The organism is Amycolatopsis sp. Hca4 (assembly GCF_013364075.1).
In the GTDB taxonomy this organism is placed as follows: domain Bacteria; phylum Actinomycetota; class Actinomycetes; order Mycobacteriales; family Pseudonocardiaceae; genus Amycolatopsis.
In genome coordinates, this window is sequence record NZ_CP054925.1 from 7501803 (window position 1) to 7524362 (window position 22560).

The following is a 22560-nucleotide window of genomic DNA, read 5'->3' on the forward strand; positions in this document are numbered from 1 at the left end:
CCTGTCGGGAATGTCAGGGGCGGCCCGTACGCTGAACCGATGGTGGACGACTACTCCGAATTGGGCTTCGAGACGCGCGCGATCCACGCCGGTCAGAAGCCCGACCCCCGCACCGGCGCGGTGATCGTGCCGATCTACCAGACCTCGACCTACGCGCAGGACGGCGTGGGCGGGACCCGCGAGGGCGACTACGAGTACTCGCGCACCGCGAACCCGACCCGGTCGGCGCTGGAAGAGGCGCTGGCCTCGCTGGAAGGCGGCCGGCACGCGCTGGCCTTCGCCTCCGGCATGGCCGCCTCCGACGTGGTGCTGCGCAGTACCCTGCGCCCCGGTGACCACCTCGTGCTCGGCAACGACGCCTACGGCGGCACGTTCCGCCTGATCGACAAGGTGCTCAGCCTGTGGGGCGTCGAGCACACCGTCGCCGACCTGGCGAACCTCGACGAGGTGCGCGCCGCGATCCGGCCGGAGACCAAGCTGATCTGGTGCGAGTCGCCGACCAACCCGATGCTCGGCGTCGCCGACATCGCGGCGCTGGCCGGGGTCGCGCACGACGCCGGCGCCCGCCTGGTGGTCGACAACACCTTCGCGACGCCGTACCTGCAGAACCCGCTGTCGCTGGGCGCGGACATCGTCCTGCACTCGACGACGAAGTACCTCGGCGGCCACTCCGACGTGGTCGGCGGCGCGATCATCACCAACGAGGACGAGCTGCGCGAGCAGTTCTTCTACCTGCGCAACGCCGCGGGCGCGGTGCCAGGGCCGTTCGACGCGTGGCTGACCCTGCGCGGCATCAAGACCCTCGCCCTGCGCATGGAGCGCCACAGCGACAACGCCGAGAAGATCGTCCAGGCCCTGGTCAAGCACCCCAAGGTGGCGAAGGTCTACTACCCCGGCCTGCCGGAGCACCCGGGCCACGAGACGGCGGCGAAGCAGATGCGCCGCTTCGGCGGGATGGTCTCCTTCAGCCACGTGGACGGCGAGGCGGCGGCCCTGGAAGTGGCGAGCCGCACGAAGCTGTTCATCCTCGCCGAGTCGCTCGGCGGCATCGAATCGCTGATCGAGCACCCGGGCAAGATGACCCACGCGAGCACGGCCGGCTCGACCCTCCAGGTCCCGGCCGACCTGCTCCGCCTGTCGGTCGGCATCGAGGACGGCCGCGACCTGGTCGCGGACCTGCTGGCGGCCCTGGGCTGAGCCTCAGGCACCGACGTCGAGGCCGCCGCCGTAGAGCCGCTCCACCCGGAGCCGGATGACCACGCGGCGGTCCTCGACCATGTTCCGCAGGAACGCCGCCTCCTGCTCGGGGTCGTCGAACGGCGCCTGCATCGCGAGCAGCTCCCGGCCGGTCTCGTCACCGGGCACCGCGCTGACCGGTGACACCTCGGCCACCCCTGCGGCGACCGCGAACGCCAGGTGGTCGTCACTGCCGACGTAGAGCGAAGCGTGCGGATCACGGGCCAGCTGGCGCACCTTGGCACGCCCCGCGGTGGACCCGATCCGCACCACGCGCGCCTCCGGATCCCAGGCGTAGGCGACCGTGGACAGGTGCGGGAAGCCGCCGCGGTTCACGGTGGCCAGTGCGCCCAGGCTGTGGGCGGCCAGCAGCCGGCTCGACGCTTCTTCGGTGGGCTTGGCGGGTCCGGGCCCGCGGCCCGGCTCGTAAACGGTGGTCACCCGATGATCATCGGTGACTGCTGCGGCCTGCGGAAGAAGGCACTTTCGTGTTCCCCGGGCACACCGGGGTAACACCCCAGGTCAGGGGTTGTAGTTCCCGTGCACGACGCCGCCGCTCGGTGCGGGGCCGGTGGCCGGCAGCTTCGCGCCGTCCACACAGCCGCCGACCAGCTCGACGTGGCTGTCGTGGCGGATGTACTGGGCCGGCGACCCGCACGAGGCGCTGTCCACCGTGATGTAGGCCGCCCCGGTGAGCGCGGCGGCCGAAGCGAGCCCGATGACGAGCGGGAGCAGGCCGGCCGAGCGGGTGGCGCGAGCCCGTCGGGCGGTGTCCGCGTCGTTCCCGGCTGCCATGCTCGCTCCTTGTTTACCGTGTGTTGACGCGACCCAGGGTACCCGGATAACGGTCCGGTCAACCTGTGGAGTTCCTGAGTGGCATAGTCCGGCCCATGGAACTCGTCACCCTCGAGCGGATCCAGGCCGCCCGGGAACTCCTCAAGGGAGTGACCCGGGTGACGCCGATGGAGCACGCGCGCGACCTGCGCAAACTCCACGGCGGTCCGGTGCACCTGAAGTGCGAAAACCTGCAGCGGACGGGGTCGTTCAAGATCCGCGGCGCCTACACGCGCATCCACGGCCTCACCCAGGCCGAACGAGATCGGGGCGTCGTCGCCGCCAGCGCCGGCAACCACGCGCAGGGCGTCGCGCTGGCGTCGTCGCTGCTCGGCGCCAAGTCCACCGTCTTCATGCCGCTGCGGGCCCCGCTGCCGAAGCTGGCCGCCACCCGCGGCTACGGCGCCGACGTCCACCTGCACGGCGCCCTCCTGGAGGAGACGCTCAGAGCCGCGATCGAGTTCGGCGAGCGGACCGGGGCGGTGTTCATCCACCCGTTCGACCACCCGGACGTCATCGCCGGCCAGGGCACGGTCGGCCTCGAGATCCTCGAGCAGGTGCCGGGGGTGAAGACCATCCTGGTCGCCACCGGCGGCGGCGGGCTGGTCGGCGGGGTCGCGTCGGCGGTGAAGGCGCTGCGCCCGGATGTCCGGGTCGTCGGCGTCCAGGCCGAGGAAGCCGCCGCCTACCCGCCGTCGCTGGCCGCGGGCGCGCCGGTGCGGCTGAGCACGACGTCGACGATGGCCGACGGGATCGCGGTCGGCGAGCCCGGCCTGGTCAGCTTCGCCCACGTCGAGTCGCTGGTCGACGACGTCGTGACGGTGTCGGAGCAGTTCCTGTCCCGCGCGGTGCTGCTGTGCCTGGAACGGCGGAAGCTGGTGGTCGAGCCGGCCGGTGCGGCGCCGGTCGCCGCGCTGCTGCAGCACCCCGGGATCTTCGAGCCCCCGGTCGTGGCCATCCTCTCCGGCGGCAACGTCGACCCGGTGCTCCTGCTGCAGATCATCCAGCACGGCATGACCGCGGGCGGCCGCTACCTGCACCTGCGGCTGCGGGTGCCGGACCGCCCGGGCTCGCTGGTCGGCGTGCTGAAGTGCGTCAGCGAGCTGGGCGCGAACGTGCTCGACGTCGAGCATTCGCGCATCTCCGGCAGCCTCGACCTCGGCGAGGCCGACGTCGTGCTCGCGCTGGAGACCCGCGGGCCCGAGCACTGCAAGGAAGTCGAGTTCGCCCTGTCCAACGCGGGCTACACGGTCGTCTGAGGGCTTTCGCCGGTGATGGCGGCCAAGGCCAGGTCCTTGGCAGGTTCGGGGACCTCCGACGGCGCGGTGAAGCGGCGGGCCCGGATGTGGGCGACCAGGTCCGGGTCCGGCGGCACGCCGTGCTCACGCAGGTAGTACGCCACCGCGCCGGGCCAGGCCCAGGCCCCGTCGGTGCGGAAGTTCATCGGGACGGCGTCCGTGCGGTCCGGCGCGAAGGCGTCCGGCCCGTTGCTGCGGGAGGCCAGGATGACCGGCGCCGCGTCGAGGTAGGCGAGCACCCGCTCGGCTTCCGCCGGGACGAGCGGTGCGCGCCGGACCAGCGGCTTTCCCGTCGCGTCGACGCCGTCGTAGATCCGCGGTGTGCGCACCTCGCCGGCCGCGGGCGCCGGGGCGAGCCCGGCGCGCTCCCGCAGCCACGCCGGGATGTGCTCGTCGGCGCGCGGGAAGAACCGCAGCTCGTCCTGGAACCCGATCGGCGGCGGCTGCTGCCGGAACGGCGGTTCGAGGTCGGGCCGCACGAAGTCGACGTCGGGTGGCTGCGCCGGCTCGAACACCAGGATCGCGCCCAGCCACGTGCCGAAGCCGGGCTGGTACATCCCCGAGCGCAGCACCCCCAGCAGCCGCACGGCTCCCGGGTGCGGCGGACCGGGCCGGGGCACGCCGTCCGGCCCGGTGACCAGCAGGTCGGCTTCGACGTGCCGCCCGGCGGCGCGGTACTCCACGCGCACCTGCCGCCACCCCGGCGGCACCTGCGACATCAGCACCGCCCCGATCTGGCGGACGATCTCCTGCTGCTGGTCCGGGCGCAGCGGACCCGGTGGCTGGGTCATGACGCTCGCCGCGCTTCACCGGGGTTCAATGTATTGCGCCCAATCCGGGATTCGTCGGCGACCCAGTTCCTGCATTACTTCCAGCCGTTCGCGATAACGCGCGACGTCGGGCGTTATCGCGCGGAACCACGAAGAAACGCTTTCCCATTGTTCTTCGGCCCCTTCGCCTTCGGTGACGAGCCAGACCGGGGGGTCGGGGAGGTCGGTTTTCGCGCCGTCGACGACGTGGAAGGTGTACGACTGGTGCTCGACCAGCACCAGCGCGCCCTCGGGGTCTTCCAGCGGATCGTTCATCGTGGTCAGGGTGGCCAGGAGGTGGTTCTTGGCGTCCCGCTGCACCGCGCCGACCCCGAGCGAGCTCCCGGCCAGCCACAACCCGTGGTCCCGGCCGATCAGCCGGAGGACTTCGCGAACGGCCTCCGGAACGGCGCGGGCGCCCTGCTCGGCGGCCCAGCCGTCGATTTCGGCGTCGGAAGCTCCTCGCACGGAATCCGCGCGGAGGCCGTCCGACACGGCTCCGGCGAAGATTTCGCGGATCCGCGCGGCGGGGTCGGTATTCGGCGTGGTCACCAGATCAGCTCCTCGCCCTTGAGGTTGACGACCTCGACGCGGACATTCGGGAACAGTTTCTCGAACTGCATGATGACATCCTGGCACGAGTCGCAGATCTGGTAGTCCACGGGGATGTTGTCGCGTTTCGTGGAAGGCAGGTCGACGACCATCCGCAGATCACCGTCCATGCCTTCCCGCGTGATCGGCGTGTAGGTTTCGCCGCGCGTGGCCGCGCGTTCGGCGGCCCGCCGGTTGATCTCGTCGAGTGCGCCGTCCATCCGGTCCTGGGCGCGGGCGATGTCGCCCTTGAGCCCGTTGTCGTAAGACCGGGCACCGGCGGCTTCTTCGCGCCGCAGGCGTTCGATCTGCTTCTTGACGATGTCGTCGACCTCTTCGCGGGGCAGCCCCGACCGCTCGGCGAAGTCGCGGCGGACCAGCTCCTCCATGAGCTTGGGCTCCGAGTCGTGGGTGCGCCCGAACTTGTTGGTCGGGTCCGGCTCCCCGAGTTCGGGCCGGTAGGTGCCGGCTTCCTTGGTCTCGAACAGGCGCTCGTGCTTCGGGTAGCTCGGGCCCTCGCTCGCGGGCGCCCAGTCGTGGGTCTTCCCGCTGAAGCTGTGGATGTCCTCCACCCCACCCTCGAGGCTGCGGTACCTCGAGGTGGTCAGGGCGCGGTCGTGCGGCCGCCGCAGGTCGTCCGTCGTCGGGTTGACGTTCCGGCCGTCGTGGTGGCGGACCGATTCGAGCCCTTCTTCGCGCAGATCCCGGTTCTCCCGGCGGAGATCCCGCATGTCCTGGTCGCGCTCGGCGGCGTCGTACGGCCGTTGCCCGCGGTCGACCGCGGAGTCGGCGTCGACGTCGTGCTGGTCGCCGTGGTGGCTGTCGGGCGCGAAGCCGTCGTCACCGGCCCGGTGCGTCGAGCCGTCCGGGTGGTGGGTGTTCCACTCGCCGTCCGGCGGGATCCGGGGGCGCATCCGCCCGTCGGGGCCGATTTCGTAGTCGGAGGAGAAGACCCGGCCGTGCGAGTCCGTCCAGGCGGGTTTGGTCGGGGCCATGACCTCGGTGTCGAGCTCGCGCGAGAGCCGGTGCGCGAAGTCGTTGGAGCCGGCATCACACCCGATCAACCGGATCGGGCGGCCGTCGTAGTCGCCGTTGCGGCGCAGGATGTCGGCGAATTCCTCGGGGGTGTAGAGGCGGTCGCCGATGCGGGCGTGGCCATCCGGGGTGACGTGCACGTCGACGGTGTAGCGGCCGCCGGGGTCGGGCTGGACGCGGTGGGGCAGGTCGCCCAGCTCGGGATCGCCGGCGTGGTAGGAGCTGCCCGACGGGGTGCTTTCGGCGTGGCGCGCGTTCACCTCGTCGGGGGTGAGGGTGCTGTCGTGGTGCGGGGTGGCGCCGTCCGGGTCGTGGTGGCCCGGGGTGCTGTCGTGCGGGCCGTTCTCGTGGGGAGTGTTCTGGTGCGGGCCGTTTTGGTGGGGGCCGGTTTCGTGCGGCCGGGTGCCGGGCGCGTGCGTGCCGGGCCGGGCATCGGGTGCGTGCGTCCCGGGCCCGAACCCGCGGGCGGCGGGCGCGGGAGCATCCGGAGTCCGCGGACGGCCACCGCCGGGCAGGTCACCGCCGGAGCGTGGCCTGCCGGGCGCGTCGACGTGCGCACCGGGGCTCCCGGGAGTACCGGTCCAGCCCGGCCCGCCACCGGCGCGCGGGGAACCGCCGCCGAGGCCACCACCGGGCCCGCCCGCGGGTGGCACGCCACCGCCGCCCATCAGCGGAGCGCCACCCTGCGCGGGGACGGAGGCACCGTCCCCGCCCCGAGCCGCCGGGACGGCCCCGGGCTCCCCGGTCCGCGGAGCGGCGGGAGCGGTCCCGCTGGCCGAGGTGGACCCGTCGTGCCGAGGAGGCGCGGAACTGCTCGGAGCTTCGCTGCCATCAGCAACACGCGACGGCGAGGAAGCATCCCCACCGCCCCGAGAGGGACTGCTGTCCCCGCCTCGGGTGGGAGAGGGACCGTTGTCGCCGGAGTGCGACGGGCTGCTGTCGCCGCCCCGGGTCGGCGAGGGAGCATTGTCGCCGGCGCCGCCTCGCGTGGGCGACGGGCTGGTGTCGCCGGTGTGCGACGGGCTGTTGTCGCTGCCCCTGGTCGGCGAGGGGTTGTTGTCGCTTGCGTGCGACGGCGTGCCGTCACCGCCTCGGGTTGGTGAGGGGCTGGTGTCGCCGGTGTGCGACGGGCTGCTGTCGCTGCCCCTGGTCGGCGAGGGGTTGTTGTCGCTTGCGTGCGACGGCGTGCCATCGCCGCCTCGGGTTGGTGAGGGGCTGGTGTCGCCGGTGTGCGACGGCGTGCCATCGCCGCCCCGTGTGGGTGAGGGGCCATTGTCGCCAGCGTGCGACGGGGTGGCGTCGCTGCCCCTGGTGGGCGAGGGGCTGGTGTGCGGCGGCGTGCCGTCGCCGCCCCGGGTGGGGGCGGGGTTGCTGTCGCCTGCTCGCGACGGTGTGTTCTCCCCGGCGTGCGTGGAAGTTCCGTCCCCGCGGGTGTGTGGCGAGCCGCTTTCGCCCGCAGGTGAGGAGCTCGAGTCGCCCGCGTGCGAACCCTCTCCGTCGCCGGTGTGTGGTGGTGAACCCTCTCCGTCCGGCGAACCCGAGCCCTCCCGGCTCGAACTCCGGCGGGCGCCCGGATCCGTATTCATCGGGTCGGAACTCGGCGAATCATCGCCGCCGTGCGAGCCGTCGCCGCTCGAGGAATCCCCGTCGCCGCCGTGGGAACCGTCCGAACCGCCGTCCCCGCCGTGGGCCCGGGTGTGGACCCCGCCGCCCTCCTTCGGGATCTTCCGGACGAACCCGCCCTCCTTGACCTTCAGCCCGTCGAGCCCGCTTACCTTGCCCAGCACCTTCCCGAAGACCTTCGCGATCTTCTCGAACAAGTCCACCAGCTTCGACAGCAGCGGCGACACTTTCCGGATCGTGTCCGTCAGCTTCTTGAGCAGCTCACCGATCTTCTTGCCCCACTTGGCGATCGCCGCCGTCGCCTGGGCCACCACCACCGGGGTGCCGAAGCCGAGGCTGAAGACCTCCTCCATCACCCACGCGATGAGCTTGCCGACCAGGTCCGCGATCAGCTGCCGCACGGTCTCGCGCACGAACGACACGACCTGGCCCATGATCATCGTGACCGTGCTGATCGCCCCGGCCACCGTCGCCGCGCCCGACAGGGCGTCCGAGTGCTCGGCGGCGAACTTCCGGTAGGCGTCCGCGCCCGCTCCGGTCCAGCCCGTCGTGCCGTTCTTGACCGCGTTGTCGAAGTCCGTCTTGCGCTCGCCCAGCGCCTTCGAGACGTTGCCCCAGGTGTCCGCATAGGACTGGATCACCGGAGGGTTGCCCGCCACCGAGTCCAGCATGTCCTTCAACGGCTGGATGTGCTCCATCAGGAACGACGCCACCGACGACATCAGGTACCCGAACGGGTCGATCGCCGCCCCGGCGACCTCGCCGGCCAGCGACAGCACGCCGAGGCCGCCGGAAACCCAGTCGCCGTCCTTGATGCCGTTGAACGCGTCCATCGAGGACTCGGCGATGCCGATGCCGCCGGCCCAGCCGTAGTCGCCGTTGCCCGCGGTGAACGCGCCCGGCCCGTCCGGGTCCTTCTTCGCGTCCGCGACGAGCGGGTTGCCCTCCGGCATCACGCACCGCCCGCGGAGGAGTTCAGGTCGTCGGCGACCCCGCTCTCGTACCGGCGGTAGGCCGCCGCGGCCTCGCGGACCTTGCCCGACACCGCGGTCATCGCCTGGACGGCGTCCTTCAACGCGTCGATCCCGTACTGCTCCACCGGATCCAGCATCATCCGGAACGGCTGGCAGAGGATGCCGTACGCGTCGGTCGGCATGCTCACCTGGTTCGCCGCGTCGACGGCCTGCTGCAGCCCGTCACCGATGGCGTCGAGCTGCTTCGCGTGCGCCGTCAGGTCGGTGCTGAGTTCCATGTCCGTCATCGGTTTCCCCCTCAGGAAAGGATCGGCCCGCCGAAGTCGTCGTCATCGTCGTCCACCGGACGACGGCGCCGCGGCGGCTGCGGCGGAGCAGGCGGCGCGGGTGGCGCTGGCGGGGTCCGCGGCGGCTCCTCGGTGTCCTCCGGCAGGAACCGGCGGACGCGGTCAGGCTCCGGGAACGCCGGCTCGGGCTCGGGCGGCGGCGCCGGGAACGTGCTCTGCGCCTCTCGGACGATCTCGGCCGCGGCCTGGTCGCCGGTGCCGGTGGTCTCGGTCATCGCCTGCTGCAGCAGCTCCGGGATCCGCGCCTGCGCCCGCTGCACCAGCTGCATGACCTGCGCCGACACCTCGGCCATCCGCTTCCCGGCCGCGGTCTCGGCGATGACGAGGTTCTTCAGCAGCCCGCGGGAGTCGACGGTCACCTGGACCGTGCCGTCCTTCGACCGCTCGGTGACCGTCTGCCCCTGCACGCGATCGGCCAGCGCCTGGTACCGGGCGGCGTTCTCCTCGAGCCGCTGGGTCCAGTTGTCGATCATCGCGTCGCTGGCGTCGATGCTGTCCGGCATGCCGCCCCCTTCCCTCCATCAGACAGACGGAGCCGGGACGCCGTCGGTTCCCGATTCACGTCAAAGGCCACCATAGGGGACCAGCAGGTCTCCTACGGTGGCCTTCGCCGAGACGAGATGTCAGAGGTTGCCTCGGCGCTCCTGCTCACGCTCGATCGCTTCGAACAGCGCCTTGAAGTTGCCCTTCCCGAAGCCCAGCGAGCCGTGCCGCTCGATCAGCTCGTAGAACACGGTCGGGCGGTCGCCGATCGGCTTGGTGAAGATCTGCAGCAGGTAGCCGTCCTCGTCGCGGTCGACCAGGATGCTGTGCTCCTTGAGCGTCTCGATCGGCACGCGCACGTTGCCGATCCGGGCGCGCAGCTCCGGGTCGTCGTAGTAGGAGTCCGGGGTGTCGAGGAACTCGACGCCGGCGGCGCGCATCGCCGTCACCGTGGCGATGATGTCGTTGGTGGCCAGCGCGATGTGCTGGCAGCCGGCACCGTCGTAGAACTCGAGGTACTCGTCGATCTGCGACTTCTTCTTCGCCACGGCCGGCTCGTTCAGCGGGAACTTCACCCGGTGGTTGCCGTTCGAGACGACCTTGCTCATCAGGGCCGAGTACTCGGTCGCGATGTCGTCGCCGACGAACTCCGCCATGTTCACGAAGCCCATGACGCGGTGGTACCAGTCGACCCAGTAGTCCATCTTGCCGAGCTCGACGTTGCCGACGCAGTGGTCGACGGCCTGGAACAGCCGCTTCGGCGCACCCTCGGGCCGCTTGATCGTGCTCTCGCGCGGCTCGTAGCCGGGCAGGTAGACGCCGTTGTAGCGCGACCGGTCGACCAGCGAGTGGCGGGTTTCGCCGTAGGTCGCGATGGCGGCGACGCGGACCGTGCCGTGCTCGTCGGAGACGTCGTGCGGCTCTTCGAGGATGGTCGCGCCCTGTGCCCGCGCGTGCTCGATGCACTTGTCGACGTCGGTGGTCTCCAGCGCCAGGTCGATGACGCCGTCGCCGTGCTTGCGGTGGTGGTCCAGCAGCGGGGAGTCCGGCTTCACGCCGCCGGTGATGACGAACCGGGCCGAGCCGGACTTCAGCACGTAGGACTTGCGCTCGAAGTCGCCGGTCTCGGGACCGGAGTAGGCGACGAGCTGCATCCCGAACGCGATCTGGTAGTACCAGGCGGTCTGGGTGGCGTTGCCGGCGATGAACACCACCGCGTCCATGGCCTTGACCGGGAACGGGTCGGTCGAGGCGTCGTGGTCGACGAGCCCGACCAGCTGACGCAGCTGGTCGTAGCTGACGTCGTCGAGGGCACCCTGGGGTTCGGCAGTCTGGGTCATACCTCGAAGGATCAACCCAGCGAGGCAATCTGGGCAATGGTCTCTGTTTTTACTGGTCAATCTGCCCGGTGCATGCCCGGCACCGGCCGTCATGATGGACAATCTGCGCATGCCCGAGAACCTCGATGCGCTGGACGCGCGGCTGCTGCTGTTGCTCACCGATTCGCCGCGCCTCGGGGTGCTGGAGTGCGCCCGCCGCCTCGGGGTGGCCCGCGGGACGGTCCAGGCGCGCCTCGACCGCCTGACCGAGCGCGGCATCCTCGGCGGCTTCCCGCCGGAGCTGGACCTGGCGGCGATGGGCTACGGCCTGACCGCGTTCGCGTGGCTGGAGATCGCCCAGGGCCGCCGCGCGGAGGTGACGGAAGCGCTTTCGGCGATCGACGAGGTGTGCGAGGTCCACGCGACCACCGGCCAGGGCGACCTGTTCGTCCGGATGGTGGCGCGGGGCAACGACGACCTGCAGCGGGTGATCGACGAGGTGGTCGGCGTCCCGGACGTGCTGCGGACGTCGACGTCGATCGCCCTGTCGACGCCGGTGCCGCCGCGGGTCCGCCCCCTGCTGGAGCGGACCGCGCGGGGCTGAGGGCTCAGACGACCTGGGCCAGGTAGCGCTTGGCCGACCGCTGGACGACCTCGAAGCCGTCGGTGCGGACGACCGCGTCCCACCAGGCGCCGTAGATCGCCTCGAAGCGGTAGCCCGCGAGCAGCTCGGCCGCGCGGCGGACGACGCTCGGCCGCTCCGGGATCAGGTTCGGGTAGCTGTACATGAAGCCCACGTGCGTCCGGTCGGGGATCACCTGCACGATGTCGCCGGACAGCAGCGCACCCCGGCCGTTTTCGCCGTCCGGCCAGTGCAGCACCGTGCCGCCGTCGAAGTGCACGCCCAGGTTGATCAGCCGCAGGTCGTCGGCGAGGTCCAGGGTGGTGCCGGACCACAGCTTCACCGCCGGGTCGGGCCTGCCGATCCACTGCTGGTCGGCTTCGTGCAGGTAGACCGGGACGTCGAACGCGCGCGCCCACTCGACCATCGTCGTGTAGTAGTGCGGGTGGCTGATCGCGATGCCGGTGATCCCGCCGAGGTCGCGGACCCGCTGGACCAGCGCGTCGTCGAGGTAGGCGGCGCAGTCCCAGAGGAAGTTGCCCGAGCGGGCCCGCACCAGCAGCGCGCGCTGGCCGATCGCGAAACCGGGGTTCGAGCCGACGCCGACGATGCCGGGACCCTGGTCTTCGATCCGCGGGGTGTAGGTGCCGCTTTCGCGGAGCGCGGACAGGTTCGTCCACTGCTGCCCGGACTGCGGGACGTACTGGCGTTCGTCTTCGCAGACCGGGCAGTTCTCCCGGGCCGCGGCGTACTGCATGCCGCAGGCCTGGCACATCGGTTCGGTGCTCACGGTGCTGTCCTCCCAGAATGTGGATCCTGGGAGGACACGCTATCCGCGTTATTTGTCGTCGGTGTACGGAACCGCCTTGACGAGCGTCACCTTCTGGACCTTGCCGTTGGGCAGCTCGTACTCGCGCGACTCGCCCTCCTTGGCGCCGAGCAGGGCCTTGCCCAGCGGCGACTCCGGGGAGTACACGTCGAGCTCGCCTTCGGCGCCCTCTTCACGGGTGGCCAGGAGGAACTTCTCGTCCTCGTCGTCGCCCTCGTAGCGGACGGTGAGCACCTTGCCCGGGCCGGCCGTGCCGTCGTTCGCGGGCGCTTCGCCGACCTTGGCCGAGCGGAGCAGCTCCTGCAGGTGCCGGATGCGCGCCTCGGCCTGGCCCTGCTCCTCACGAGCCGCGTGGTAACCCCCGTTTTCCTTGAGGTCACCCTCTTCGCGGCTGTCGTTGATGCGCGCGGCGATGACCGGCCGATTCTCGATCATTTCGTCGAGCTCGTGCTTGAGCCGGTCGTAGGCATCCTGGGTGAGCCAGGTCACCTTGGTGTCGCTCACGGTCACCATCTCCTCGTCGGGCCTGCCAGGCTTGCGTGTTCAAGCCGGCCCACGCGGGCGTAGGTGCCCGCGTGGCTGAGATAAAGGAAAAACACGGCCCGTCGCGGGCCGTGCTGAATGGTCAGACTATCACGGCGCAAGAGGTCGACGCCCGTTATTTCCCCGCGCTCCGGGCGTTGAGCGCGCGGTTCACCCCGTTGGCCGCTATGGGGTTGACAGATACCGTGGTATGTCGTACGAGCAGCCGAAGACATCTGCCGTAACCGGTTCCCCGATGCTCTTGATCGTCGTGCTGATCCGGTTGTACTTCGCGCCGGCCGGGATGAGGAGCTCCTTGCGGCCGCTCTCGGCGCCGGTCTTGTCGCGGACGCGGACCACGCACACGCCGGGCCTGCTGTCGTCGTCCCGGGTGACGTTGAGGGTGATTTCCATCGCGTTGCCCGGTTTTCCGCTGAACGCGATGCGCTCGGCGTCGATCGGCGCCGAACCGAGGTTCACGTACGCGACCCAGGCGATCAGGCCGCTGACCAGCAGGGCGATGGCCAGGAAGAGCCAGCGCCGCCAGCGCCGGGACGTCTTCGCGCGTCCGGCGCCGTAGCGGTCCGCGAGCAGCGCGGGCGCTGCCGTTTCCGCCGGTCCGCCTGCCAACCCGGGCCTCCTGCTCGTTCTTGTCGTACCCGTGGGGACAATGGTGCGGGTACATCCCGAGTATCCGCCCGCTGGGTGGGCGACCCGCAGGTGGGTCGCGGAATAAGGGCAGAAGGGGAGTCGTTCGGAGCATGGTGGACGCCGACGAGCAGAGGAAAACCGCCAACCCGCGCCTGCGCATGATGGCCGTGCACGCGCACCCGGACGACGAGTCGAGCAAGGGTGCGGCCACGATGGCCCGCTACGCCGCCGAGGGGCACGAGGTGCTGGTCGTCACGTGCACCGGGGGCGAAGCCGGCAGCATCCTCAACCCGGCCATGGACCGGCCGGAGGTGCTGGCCAACATGGCCGAGATCCGCCGGGAGGAGATGGCCCGCGCGGCCAAGATCCTCGGTGTGAGCCAGCGCTGGCTGGGCTTCGTCGACTCCGGCCTCCCGGAGGGCGACCCGCTGCCCCCGGTGCCCGAGGGGTCGTTCTCCGTCGTGCCCCTGGAGGAGTCCACCGAGGCGCTGGTGCGCGTGATCCGCGAGTTCCGCCCGCACGTGATCACCACGTACGACGAGAACGGCGGCTACCCGCACCCGGACCACATCCGCACCCACGAGGTCTCGATGGCGGCGTGGGACGCGGCACCCGACCCGGAGCGCTTCCCGGACGCCGGCGAGCCGTGGCAGCCGCTCAAGCTGTACTACGTGCACGGCTTCTCGCGGGCCCGGATGCTGCTGTTCGACGAAGCACTGAAGAAGGCCGGGCTCGAGTCGCCGTACACCGAGTGGCTGGCCAACTGGGACCCGGACCGGGGCGATGTGATGGAGCGGGTGACCACCCGCGTCGAGTGCAGTGAATACTTCGAGGCGCGGGACGAGGCGCTGAAGGCGCACGCCACGCAGATCGACCCGACCAGCCGCTGGTTCGCCGTGCCGCGGGACATGCAGCGCGAGGTCTGGCCGACCGAGGAGTACGAGCTGGTGAAGTCGCTGGTCGACAGCACGTTGCCGGAGGACGACCTGTTCGCCGGCATCACCGGCGCCGAGGAGAAGGTGGACACATGAGTCTGACGCTGCCGGCCGGCGTGGCCCTTCCGGTGACCGCGTCGGCCCTGGTGCTGGCGCAGCAGCCGGGCAACGGCGACAACGGTGGGCAGGGGGAGGACTTCGGCAAGTCCTCTCCGGTCGGCTTTCTGGTGCTGATCCTGTTTCTCATCGCTGTGGCGTTTTTGGTTCGTTCGATGACCAAGCATTTGAAGCGGGTTCCGGCCAGTTTTGACGAGCCTCCGGCTGAGGAGGCTTCTGACGATTCGGCGGTTGAAGCTCCTGTGGAGCCGGAGAAGAAGGAGCCTAATGGGGCTTCTTCTTCCAAAACCGACTGAGATTCTCGGGTTCGCAACCCCGAAGCCCGATTGTGACTACGGCCGGCGGCAGGTTGTCAAGGCGGGAAAGCGTGCCTTGACAACCTGCCGCCGGCCGTGTTTTGGCTTCGGATCGGGGGTGCGGGGGGTCTGGGTTCCGTTGTGGTCCTGTTGGGCTTTCCCCTCGCGTTGGGCACCTTGCGGTGGTCCTCTTGCTTTGTTCAGAGTCTGGGGTCCACCGGGTCCGATTCCAGTGCGAGCACGGCGAACACGCACTCGTGTACCCGCCACAGTGGCTCTCCTCGCGCTACGCGCTCCAGTGCCTCCAAGCCCAGTGCGTACTCCCTGAGTGCCAACATCCGCTTTCTGTTCAGGCCTCGCTTGCGCAACCGCTCCAGGTTCTCCGGCTGTGTGTAGTCCGGGCCGTAGATGATGCGCAGGTACTCGCGTCCTCGGACCTTCACCCCGGGCTGGACCAGCCCTCGGGTTCCGCGGGTCAGGTTGGCTGCCGGCTTGACCACCATTCCCTCGCCGCCCTCTTCCGTCAGTTCCTCCCACCAGGAGGTTCCCCGGGCCACCGATGCGTCGTCCAGGAGGTCGACCTTCAGGGTCCGGGTGCGCTGGAAGCGGGGGCCTGTGAGGCTGTCGAGCATCGACAGGTGCCACGCGTGCGGGCGGTCGTGGTAGGCCTTTCCTTCCGAGGCCAGCAGCTGGAACGGTGCCAGGCGGACGCCGTCCAGGCCTTCGGTCGGCCAGCAGTAGCGGCGGTACGCCTTCCGGTAGGCGTCCACTGTGGATGCACGAGACGCCGTTCGGGCCAGCAGGTCGCCCACGTCGATGCCGCGGGCGGCCGCCGTCGTCAATGCTGCCGCCGCCGCGGGCAGGACCGCTTCGGCGGCCGCTCCCACCGATGCGTACTGGTCCGCGATCAGGGAACCCGCCTTTGCGCTCCACGGCAGTAGCTCGGCGTCGAGCAGCAGCCAGCCCGAGTTCAGCTCTTCGAACAGGCCCTCTGCCGCCGTGCGTACGTCGGACAGGAGCTCGTTGTTCTGCGCGGCCGCGAAGAACGGGCGGCCGGTCCGGGTGTACACCGCGCCGCCGCCACGGATTCCGAAACGGTGGTACGCCACCTCCTCGTCGCGGCAGACCAGCACCACCGCACGGGAACCCATGTGCTTCTCTTCGCACAGCACGGACTGGACCCCGGCCGACCGGTACTCGGCGAACGCCTCCTCGGGGTGCTCCAGGTAGCCGCCGTGGGCCGATGTCGAGCACGGGGCCATCGTCGGCGGGAGGTACGCCAGCCAGCGCGGGTCGACCGCGAACCGGCTCATCACCTCCAGCGCCGCCGCCGACTGCTCCGCCGAGACGCCGACGCGGCCGTGGTGCGCCGTCTGCACGATCCGCTTTCCGGTGACGTCGGCCAGCTCCAGCACCGCCGGCTCGCGGCCGCCCAGCGGCCGTGCCGCGTCCAGCGGACGGGACGGCTCGTACCAGACCCGGAGCGCCTTCACCGAGACGACTTCGCGCTCCGGATACCGCAACGCCGTCAGCTTCCCGCCGAACACCGCACCCGTGTCGAGGCACATCGTGTTGTTGACCCACTCCGGCTCCAGCGTCGGCGTGTGCCCGTAGAGGACCATCGCCGAGCCTCGGTAGTCGCGGGCCCACGGGAGCCGCACCGGCAGGCCGTACTCGTCCGTCTCGCCGGTCGTGTCGCCGTACAGCGCCATGCTGCGGACCCGCCCGGACGCGCGTCCGTGGTAGCGCTCGGGCAGCCCCGCGTGCGCGACGACGAGGTTGCCGCCGTCGAGGACGTAGTGCGCGATCAGCCCGTCGCAGAACTCGTGGACGCTGCGGCGGAACTCCTCGCTTTCCGCGCCGAGCTGCTCCAGCGACTCGGCCAGGCCGTGCGCGACGTTGACCTTCCGCCCGTGCAGCGCACGCACCAATTTCTGCTCGTGGTTGCCGCACACGACGAGCGCGTTGCCGGACGACGCCATCGCCATCACGCGCCGGAGCACGCCCGGGGTGTCCGGGCCGCGGTCGACGAGGTCGCCGACGAACACCGCGGTCCGCCCGGCCGGGTGCACGCCGTCGACGTACCCCAGCTCGGCCAGCAGCTCCTCGAGCTCGGCCGCGCAGCCGTGGACGTCGCCGATCACATCGAACGGCCCGGCCAGCTCACGCTTGTCGTTGCGCAGCGGCTCGACCACGATCTCGGCCGCGGCCACCTCGGCTTCGGACCGCAGCACGTGCACGCGCCGGAAGCCCTCGCGCTCCAGCGACTTCAGCGACCGCTGCAGCTCGCCGCGCTGCCGCCGGACGACGTGCTCGCCGAAGTCGCGGTCCGGCCGCCCGGCGTTGCGGTCGACGCAGACGCGCAGCGGCAGGTCCAGCACGATCGCCGTCGGCAGCACGTCGTGCTCCTTCGCGAGTTTCACCAGGCTGGCCCGCGAAGCGCGCTGGACGTTCGTCGCGTCGATGACGGTCGTCCGGCCGGCCGCGAGCCGCTTCGCCGCGACGTAGTGCAGCGCGTCGAAGGCGTCGGCGCTGGCCGATTGGTCGTTCTCGTCGTCGGCGACGAGCCCGCGGAAGAAGTCGCTGGAGAGCACCTGCGTCGGCGCGAAGTGCGTGCGCGCGAAGGTCGACTTGCCGGAGCCGGAAGCACCGACGAGCACGACGAGCGCCATGTCGGGGACGGTCAGCTTCACGCGGCCACCTCCTTTTGGGTGGTGAAGACCGCCAGTTGGGTCGGCGGTCCCGATTCCTGGTCCTCCGGTCCGATCGGCAGGTACCGGACGTCGTAGCCGCGCCGGGTCGCGACGCCGTCCGCCCAGGCGCGGAACTCGGCTCGGGTCCATTCGAACCGGTGGTCGGCGTGCCGGAAATGCCCCGTTGGCAGGAACTCGAACAGCCGGTTGTACTCCGCGTTGGGCGTCGTGACGAGCACCGTGCGCGGCGCCGCGACCCCGAACACCGCGTGTTCGAGGGCAGGCAGCCGCTCTTCGTCGACGTGTTCGACGACCTCCATCAGCACGGCGGCGTCGTACCCGGCCAGCGCCGGGTCCGCGTAGGTCAGCGCGGACTGCCGCAGCGTGACGCGGGAGCCCTCCTTCAGCCGCTTTTCGGCGATACTCAACGCACTGCTCGACACGTCCACACCGACGATCTCGGTGAACGACCGCTCCTTCGCGAGCACGCGCAGCAGCGCGCCGGAGCCGCAGCCGAGGTCCAGCACCCGCCGGGCGCCCGCGGCCCGCAGCGCGGCGAGCACGCTGCCGTGGCGCTGTGAAGCGAGGCTCTGCGGCTTGTCTGTGACCTCTGCGACCTCCGTGACCAGTGCTTCCGCCTCCGCCGGGACGTCGTCCGCTTCGGCCAGCCGCGAAAGCGCGTACGCCACGACCGGGCGGCGCCGCTCGAGGTAGCGGTTCGTGATGAGCGTGCGCTCGGGGTGCCCGGCGAGCCAGCCGTCGCCGGCGCGCAGCAGCTTGTCGGCCTCGTCCTGGCCGACCCAGTAGTGCTTGTCGCCGTCGAGGGCAGGCAGCAGCACGTAGAGGTGGCGCAAGGCGTCGGCGACGCGCTGGGTGCCGGTGAGCGTCAAGTCGACATAGCGGCTTTCGCCCCACTGCGGGAACTGCGGGTCGAGCGGGATCGACGTCGCCGAAACGCGCCAGCCGAGCGGCTCGAACAGCTTGTGCACGACCTCGGCCCCGCCGCGAGCGGACAGCGACGGCAGGCGGAGCTCCAGGTCGAAGGGCTCGTCGACCAGTTCGGGCCGCGCGGTGCACCGGCCCGCGAGCGCGGTCGTGAACGCGGCCCGCAGCGCGACCGCGAGGTAGGAGCCCCCGGCGTACGGCCGGTCGTTGACGTACTGGGTCAGCGACGTCCCGCCCCCGCGGACGAGCCCGACCGGGTCGATTTCGACGAACAACGCGGCCGTGCAGCGGTCCGGCGCCGCCTCCGGGTAGAAGACGTGCGCGGTGCCGGCCGACAGCGCGACCGACTGCGCCTTCTCCGGGTGCTTGTGCAGGAGGAAGCCCAGATCGGTGGCCGGGTTCCGGGTCGTCGTGATGGTCAGCAACACCGGCTCAGTGTGGCGGAGCGGCCGGTGACCGCGCCCCCGGTTTTCGCGGGTGCGCGGTCACCGGTCGGCTACCTGAGCGGTGTCCCGCCCGAGTTGCGGTAGGCGATCGTCTTGCCGATCAGGTTTCCGCCGTCGGTCTCGACCGTGGTCTGTTCCTGTTGTCCCGCGCCGAACAGGATGGCGGCGACGTGCGCGTCCGCCACCTGGTCCAGGTGCGAGAAGAACCAGTCGACCTTGTCGTCCTGGTAGTGGTTGAGGGTGTTGTTCTGCCTCATGTTGCCCACCGGGACCTGCCACAGGACCACCGGCTTGCCCGTCGACTCGGCCATGGTCTTGTAGAACTTCAGCGTGGCCGCGGCCTGCTGGTCGGTCCAGAACGTGTTCCGGCCGCCGTTCGCCGGCTTCGCGTACCAGCCGGCGTCGCGGTCCGACACGTCGGTGACCAGGAAGTCGGCGTTCTTCGCGCCCAGTTCCGCGTAGTCCTTCACGCACTTCTGGACGTCGTTCTCCCAGTCCCAGCAGGTGAGGTGCAGGCCGGCGCCCGCGTTCGGCGCGTACTTGTGCGCCATCGCGACCAGGCAGGCGGCCAGCCCGGCCGCGCTGTTCTCCTGCGTTCCGCAGTCCGCCGGGTTCGCGGCCTTGACCTGCGCGGGAACCTGGTGCGGGCTGCCGAGGGAGCGGACGTAGCCCCAGAAGTCGGGCTCGAGGTCGATCAGGTCGTGCGAGGTGCCGATCTTCTGGAGGAAGAAGCGGTAGTCGTTCAGGTACCGGGTGAGCAGGTCGGTCCGGTTGATGGCGACGACTTCGCCGGGGCCGTCGCCCTGGCCGGCCGCGTCCCCGAGGTCGCGCAGCGAGTACCAGGTCCAGAGGTACTTCTGCGGGCGCGCCTTGCCCTGGTAGGTGGCCTGGGCCACGTGCTGGTCGCCCCAGGTCACGTAGAAGCCGGGCGCGGTGGTTTCGCCGGTCCAGCAGCCCCACCAGCTCGACCACTCGGCCTTGCAGCGGGCCGCCGTGTAGTAGTCCGATGACGGCGCCGGCTGGCTGTGCACGTAGTTGTAGCGGACGTCGAACGGCGCGGCCGTCGCCGAGGCGTCGTTCATCGAGCCGCCGATGAGCAGCGTGTTGCCGCCCATGAACCGGGTCGTGGAAGCAGCGGCGGTGGTGGCCGGCGCCGTCGAGGTCGCCGGCGGGCGGGAGCTGCCCGGGGGCCGGCTCGTCGTCGTCACGCTGGTGCGCGGGGTGGTGGCCGTCGTGGGCGGGGCGGTGCTGCCGACGCTGCCGGCCGGGACGAGCTGCCACTGCTGGTTGGCGCCGCCCCAGTCCCAGAACTGGGTGACGCGGGCCCCGGCGGTCCTGGACCCGGCCTGGACCTCGAGGGCCATCCCGCTGAACCGGTTGATCAGGCGCACCTGGCCGTCCGGCGACTTCTCCAGGCGGAACTGCTGGTTGGCGCCGTTCAGGTCGTGCCACTGCACCATGGCCGAGCCTGCGGTCTTCGACCAGCGGAAGTCGTCCAGCACGTTGCCGGAGTTGCGGTTCTGCAGCCGGTAGTAGCCGTCACCCGCGTCGATGAACCGCCACTGCTGGTTGGTCCCGTCGTACCGGCCCCACTGGACCACCGCGGCGCCGTCGTTCCTGGCGTAGCCGAAGCCGTCCAGTGCCTGGCCGCTGTTGCGGTTGACCAGGACGTACCAGGACTTCGGGTCGACGGTGTCCGCCGAGGCCGTGCTGACCACGACCACGGAACCGGTCACGACGGACAGGACGACGGCCGCCCAGAAACCCCGGCGCTGGAACAGCCGGCGGCCGCGGTGCCGTCCCGGACGGTCGTGGCCGGGCGGCGTGGGTGGGCGAGGGGGCATGTCGTGCTCTCTTTCGGTCGCTGCCTCTGACGCCGGCCGCGCGGCCGGACGGCACTGGGTTGCCGCCGGGTCCGGAAAGGTTGCCGTGATTCCGGCCGCTGCCCGCGCGCCCGGTTTTCCCGGGTGCGACCCTGGAGGCATGAACCGCCTCGCGCACGCGACCAGCCCGTACCTGCTCCAGCACGCGGACAACCCGGTCGACTGGTGGCCGTGGGGGCCGGACGCGCTCGCCGAGGCGAAACGGCGGAACGTGCCGATCCTGCTGTCGGTCGGGTACGCCGCCTGCCACTGGTGCCACGTCATGGCGCACGAGTCGTTCGAGGACGCCGGGACCGCGGCGCTGATGAACGGGAACTTCGTCAACATCAAGGTCGACCGCGAGGAGCGGCCCGACATCGACGCGGTGTACATGGCCGCCACCCAGGCGATGACCGGCCAGGGCGGCTGGCCGATGACGTGCTTCCTGACCCCGGACGGCGAGCCGTTCCACTGCGGCACCTACTACCCGCCGTCGCCGCGGCCGGGGATGCCGTCGTTCCGGCAGCTGCTGGCCGCCGTCACCGAGGCGTGGCAGGAGCGGCCGGACGAGCTGCTCGACGGCGCCAAGCAGATCGTCGCCCACCTCGCCGAGCAGACCGGGCCGCTGCAGGAGTCCGTCGTGGACGAAGCGGTGCTCGCCGGGGCGGTCGGCAAGCTCGAGCAGGAGGCGGACAGCGTCAACGGCGGGTTCGGCCGCGCGCCGAAGTTCCCGCCGTCGATGGTCCTGGAGTTCCTGCTGCGCCACCACGAGCGCACGGGTTCTTCGGTCGCACTGTCTCTTGTGGACAAAACGGCCGAGGCGATGGCCCGCGGCGGCCTGTACGACCAGCTGGCCGGCGGCTTCGCGCGCTACTCCGTCGACGCCGAGTGGATCGTGCCCCACTTCGAGAAGATGTTGTACGACAACGCGTTGCTCCTGCGCTTCTACGCGCACCTGTGGCGGCGCACCGGCTCGGCGACGGCGTTGCGCGTCGCCACCGGAACGGCGGAGTTCCTCTTCGAGAGCTTGCGGACGCCGGAAGGGGGCTTCGCGTCTTCGCTCGACGCGGACACCGAAGGCGTCGAAGGCCTGACGTACGTCTGGACGCCGGAGCAGCTGCGTGAGGTGGTCGGTGACGACTCCGCGGCCGAGCTGTTCGGCGTCACTCCCGAAGGCACCTTCGAGGAGGGGGCCTCGACGTTGCGCCTGTTCGGCGACCTGCCCGAGCCGGTGCGCGTCAAGCTGCTGGAGGCGCGCGCGAAGCGGCCGCAGCCGGGCCGGGACGACAAGGTGATCGCGTCCTGGAACGGCCTGGCGATCACGGCGCTGGCCGAGGCCGGGGTGGCCCTGGATCGTCCACAGTGGATCGAGTGGGCGGTGTCCGCGGCCGAGCTGCTGCTGCGGGTGCACGTCGTCGGCGGACGGCTGCGGCGCAGCTCGCGCGACGGCGTCGCCGGCGAGTCCGCGGGGGTGCTGGAGGACTACGCCTGCGTCGCCGACGGATTACTGGCCCTGCACCAGGCGACGGGGTCGGCGAAGTGGCTCACCGAAGCGACCCGGCTGCTCGACCTGGCGCTGGCGCACTTCGCGGACCCGGACGTCCCCGGCGCGTACTTCGACACGGCGGACGACGCCGAGACGCTGGTCCAGCGCCCGGCCGACCCGGGTGACAACGCGAGCCCGTCGGGGGCGTCCGCGCTGGCCGGGGCGTTGCTGACGGCGTCCGCGCTCGCGGGGCACGAGAGTGCCGGCCGCTACCGCGAGGCGGCCGAGCAGGCGCTGCGGCGGGCCGGGGTGCTGGCCGGGCGGGTACCGCGGTTCGCCGGGCACTGGCTGTCGGTGGCCGAGGCGGCCCACGCCGGCCCGGTGCAGGTCGCGGTGGCCGGGGCGGACCCGGCGCTGCGGCTGGCCGCGGCCCGTGGCGTGCACGGCGGCGGCATCGTGCTGGCCGGTGAGCCGGACGCACCGGGCGTCCCGCTGCTGGCCGACCGTCCGCTGGTCGCGGGCGCGCCGGCGGCGTACGTGTGCCGGGGGTACGTGTGCGACCGCCCGGTGACGTCGGTCGAGGAGCTCACCGCCCGGCTCTGATCGC

General features: G+C 71.1%; 20 protein-coding genes. 6 read left to right on the forward strand and 14 right to left on the reverse strand.

What is annotated here, in order from left to right; all coding sequences use genetic code 11:
• Nucleotides 1–39: 39 nt before the first annotated feature.
• Entirely contained in the window at nt 40–1197 is a 1158-nt protein-coding gene (locus HUT10_RS33935) for a cystathionine gamma-synthase (protein WP_176174918.1), read from the forward strand.
• Nucleotides 1198–1200: 3 nt separating this feature from the next.
• Here the strand turns inward: HUT10_RS33935 and HUT10_RS33940 are convergent, their stop codons facing one another.
• Both HUT10_RS33940 and HUT10_RS33945 read right to left on the reverse strand, forming a co-directional pair.
• The gene (locus HUT10_RS33940; RefSeq protein ID WP_176174919.1) at nt 1201–1677 is read right to left on the reverse strand and encodes a pyridoxamine 5'-phosphate oxidase family protein; all 477 of its coding nucleotides are present in this window, start codon (nt 1675–1677) and stop codon (nt 1201–1203) included.
• An 81-nt stretch (nt 1678–1758) separates the two neighbouring features.
• Entirely contained in the window at nt 1759–2031 is a 273-nt protein-coding gene (locus HUT10_RS33945; protein ID WP_176174920.1) for a hypothetical protein, read from the reverse strand.
• Between the two features lie 95 nt (nt 2032–2126).
• Between HUT10_RS33945 and ilvA the strand changes: the two genes are divergently transcribed.
• Entirely contained in the window at nt 2127–3329 is a 1203-nt protein-coding gene (ilvA, locus tag HUT10_RS33950; RefSeq protein WP_176174921.1) for a threonine ammonia-lyase, read from the forward strand.
• On the opposite strand, the gene HUT10_RS33955 is transcribed toward ilvA, so the two are convergent.
• From HUT10_RS33955 to hppD, 6 genes are all read right to left on the reverse strand, one after another.
• On the reverse strand, nt 3314–4159 hold the full coding sequence (locus HUT10_RS33955; protein ID WP_176174922.1) for a ferredoxin: 846 nt from the start codon (nt 4157–4159) through the stop codon (nt 3314–3316). The two genes, ilvA and HUT10_RS33955, sit on opposite strands and share 16 nt — an antisense overlap.
• A gap of 15 nt (nt 4160–4174) precedes the next feature.
• Nucleotides 4175–4729 carry a hypothetical protein gene (locus tag HUT10_RS33960; protein WP_176174923.1) on the reverse strand — a complete coding sequence of 185 codons (555 nt, stop codon included), beginning with the start codon at nt 4727–4729 and terminating at the stop codon, nt 4175–4177.
• Complete coding sequence (locus HUT10_RS33965; RefSeq protein WP_176174924.1) at nt 4726–8379, reverse strand: hypothetical protein; 3654 nt, start codon at nt 8377–8379, stop codon at nt 4726–4728. The genes HUT10_RS33960 and HUT10_RS33965 overlap by 4 nt, the downstream gene beginning before the upstream one ends.
• The gene (locus HUT10_RS33970; protein ID WP_176174925.1) at nt 8379–8687 is read right to left on the reverse strand and encodes a type VII secretion target; all 309 of its coding nucleotides are present in this window, start codon (nt 8685–8687) and stop codon (nt 8379–8381) included. Before HUT10_RS33970 ends, HUT10_RS33965 begins: the two co-directional genes overlap by 1 nt.
• Nucleotides 8688–8698: 11 nt before the next feature.
• Nucleotides 8699–9250 carry a YbaB/EbfC family nucleoid-associated protein gene (locus HUT10_RS33975; protein WP_176174926.1) on the reverse strand — a complete coding sequence of 184 codons (552 nt, stop codon included), beginning with the start codon at nt 9248–9250 and terminating at the stop codon, nt 8699–8701.
• Between the two features lie 120 nt (nt 9251–9370).
• Nucleotides 9371–10570, reverse strand: a complete 1200-nt coding sequence (gene hppD, locus HUT10_RS33980) for a 4-hydroxyphenylpyruvate dioxygenase (protein ID WP_176174927.1) — start codon at nt 10568–10570, stop codon at nt 9371–9373.
• 109 nt (nt 10571–10679) lie between these two features.
• Between hppD and HUT10_RS33985 the strand changes: the two genes are divergently transcribed.
• Nucleotides 10680–11153, forward strand: coding sequence for an Lrp/AsnC family transcriptional regulator (locus HUT10_RS33985; protein WP_160696256.1), 474 nt, complete (start codon nt 10680–10682; stop codon nt 11151–11153).
• A 4-nt stretch (nt 11154–11157) separates the two neighbouring features.
• On the opposite strand, the gene HUT10_RS33990 is transcribed toward HUT10_RS33985, so the two are convergent.
• The 3 genes from HUT10_RS33990 to HUT10_RS34000 all read right to left on the reverse strand — a co-directional run bounded on the left by HUT10_RS33990 (nt 11158) and on the right by HUT10_RS34000 (nt 13152).
• Entirely contained in the window at nt 11158–11961 is an 804-nt protein-coding gene (locus HUT10_RS33990; protein ID WP_176174928.1) for an MBL fold metallo-hydrolase, read from the reverse strand.
• Nucleotides 11962–12009: 48 nt separating this feature from the next.
• A complete protein-coding gene (gene greA, locus HUT10_RS33995) occupies nt 12010–12513 on the reverse strand; it encodes a transcription elongation factor GreA (RefSeq protein WP_176174929.1) in 504 nt (167 codons plus the stop codon).
• A 195-nt stretch (nt 12514–12708) separates the two neighbouring features.
• Entirely contained in the window at nt 12709–13152 is a 444-nt protein-coding gene (locus HUT10_RS34000; RefSeq protein ID WP_176174930.1) for a DUF4307 domain-containing protein, read from the reverse strand.
• 131 nt (nt 13153–13283) lie between these two features.
• On the opposite strand from HUT10_RS34000, the gene mca reads away from it, so the two are divergent.
• Together mca and HUT10_RS34010 are read left to right on the forward strand one after the other, a co-directional pair.
• Nucleotides 13284–14204 (forward strand): mycothiol conjugate amidase Mca, encoded by a 921-nt coding sequence (mca, locus tag HUT10_RS34005; protein WP_176174931.1) that lies wholly within the window; start codon nt 13284–13286, stop codon nt 14202–14204.
• Nucleotides 14201–14521 (forward strand): hypothetical protein, encoded by a 321-nt coding sequence (locus HUT10_RS34010; RefSeq protein ID WP_176174932.1) that lies wholly within the window; start codon nt 14201–14203, stop codon nt 14519–14521. Before mca ends, HUT10_RS34010 begins: the two co-directional genes overlap by 4 nt.
• Nucleotides 14522–14721: 200 nt before the next feature.
• On the opposite strand, the gene HUT10_RS34015 is transcribed toward HUT10_RS34010, so the two are convergent.
• The 3 genes from HUT10_RS34015 to HUT10_RS34025 all read right to left on the reverse strand — a co-directional run bounded on the left by HUT10_RS34015 (nt 14722) and on the right by HUT10_RS34025 (nt 20449).
• Nucleotides 14722–17214 (reverse strand): polynucleotide kinase-phosphatase, encoded by a 2493-nt coding sequence (locus HUT10_RS34015; RefSeq protein ID WP_176174933.1) that lies wholly within the window; start codon nt 17212–17214, stop codon nt 14722–14724.
• Entirely contained in the window at nt 17211–18587 is a 1377-nt protein-coding gene (locus HUT10_RS34020; RefSeq protein WP_176174934.1) for a 3' terminal RNA ribose 2'-O-methyltransferase Hen1, read from the reverse strand. Before HUT10_RS34020 ends, HUT10_RS34015 begins: the two co-directional genes overlap by 4 nt.
• A gap of 68 nt (nt 18588–18655) precedes the next feature.
• Nucleotides 18656–20449 carry an RICIN domain-containing protein gene (locus tag HUT10_RS34025; RefSeq protein WP_254897140.1) on the reverse strand — a complete coding sequence of 598 codons (1794 nt, stop codon included), beginning with the start codon at nt 20447–20449 and terminating at the stop codon, nt 18656–18658.
• 139 nt (nt 20450–20588) lie between these two features.
• On the opposite strand from HUT10_RS34025, the gene HUT10_RS34030 reads away from it, so the two are divergent.
• Nucleotides 20589–22556, forward strand: a complete 1968-nt coding sequence (locus HUT10_RS34030) for a thioredoxin domain-containing protein (RefSeq protein ID WP_176174935.1) — start codon at nt 20589–20591, stop codon at nt 22554–22556.
• Nucleotides 22557–22560: the final 4 nt, after the last annotated feature.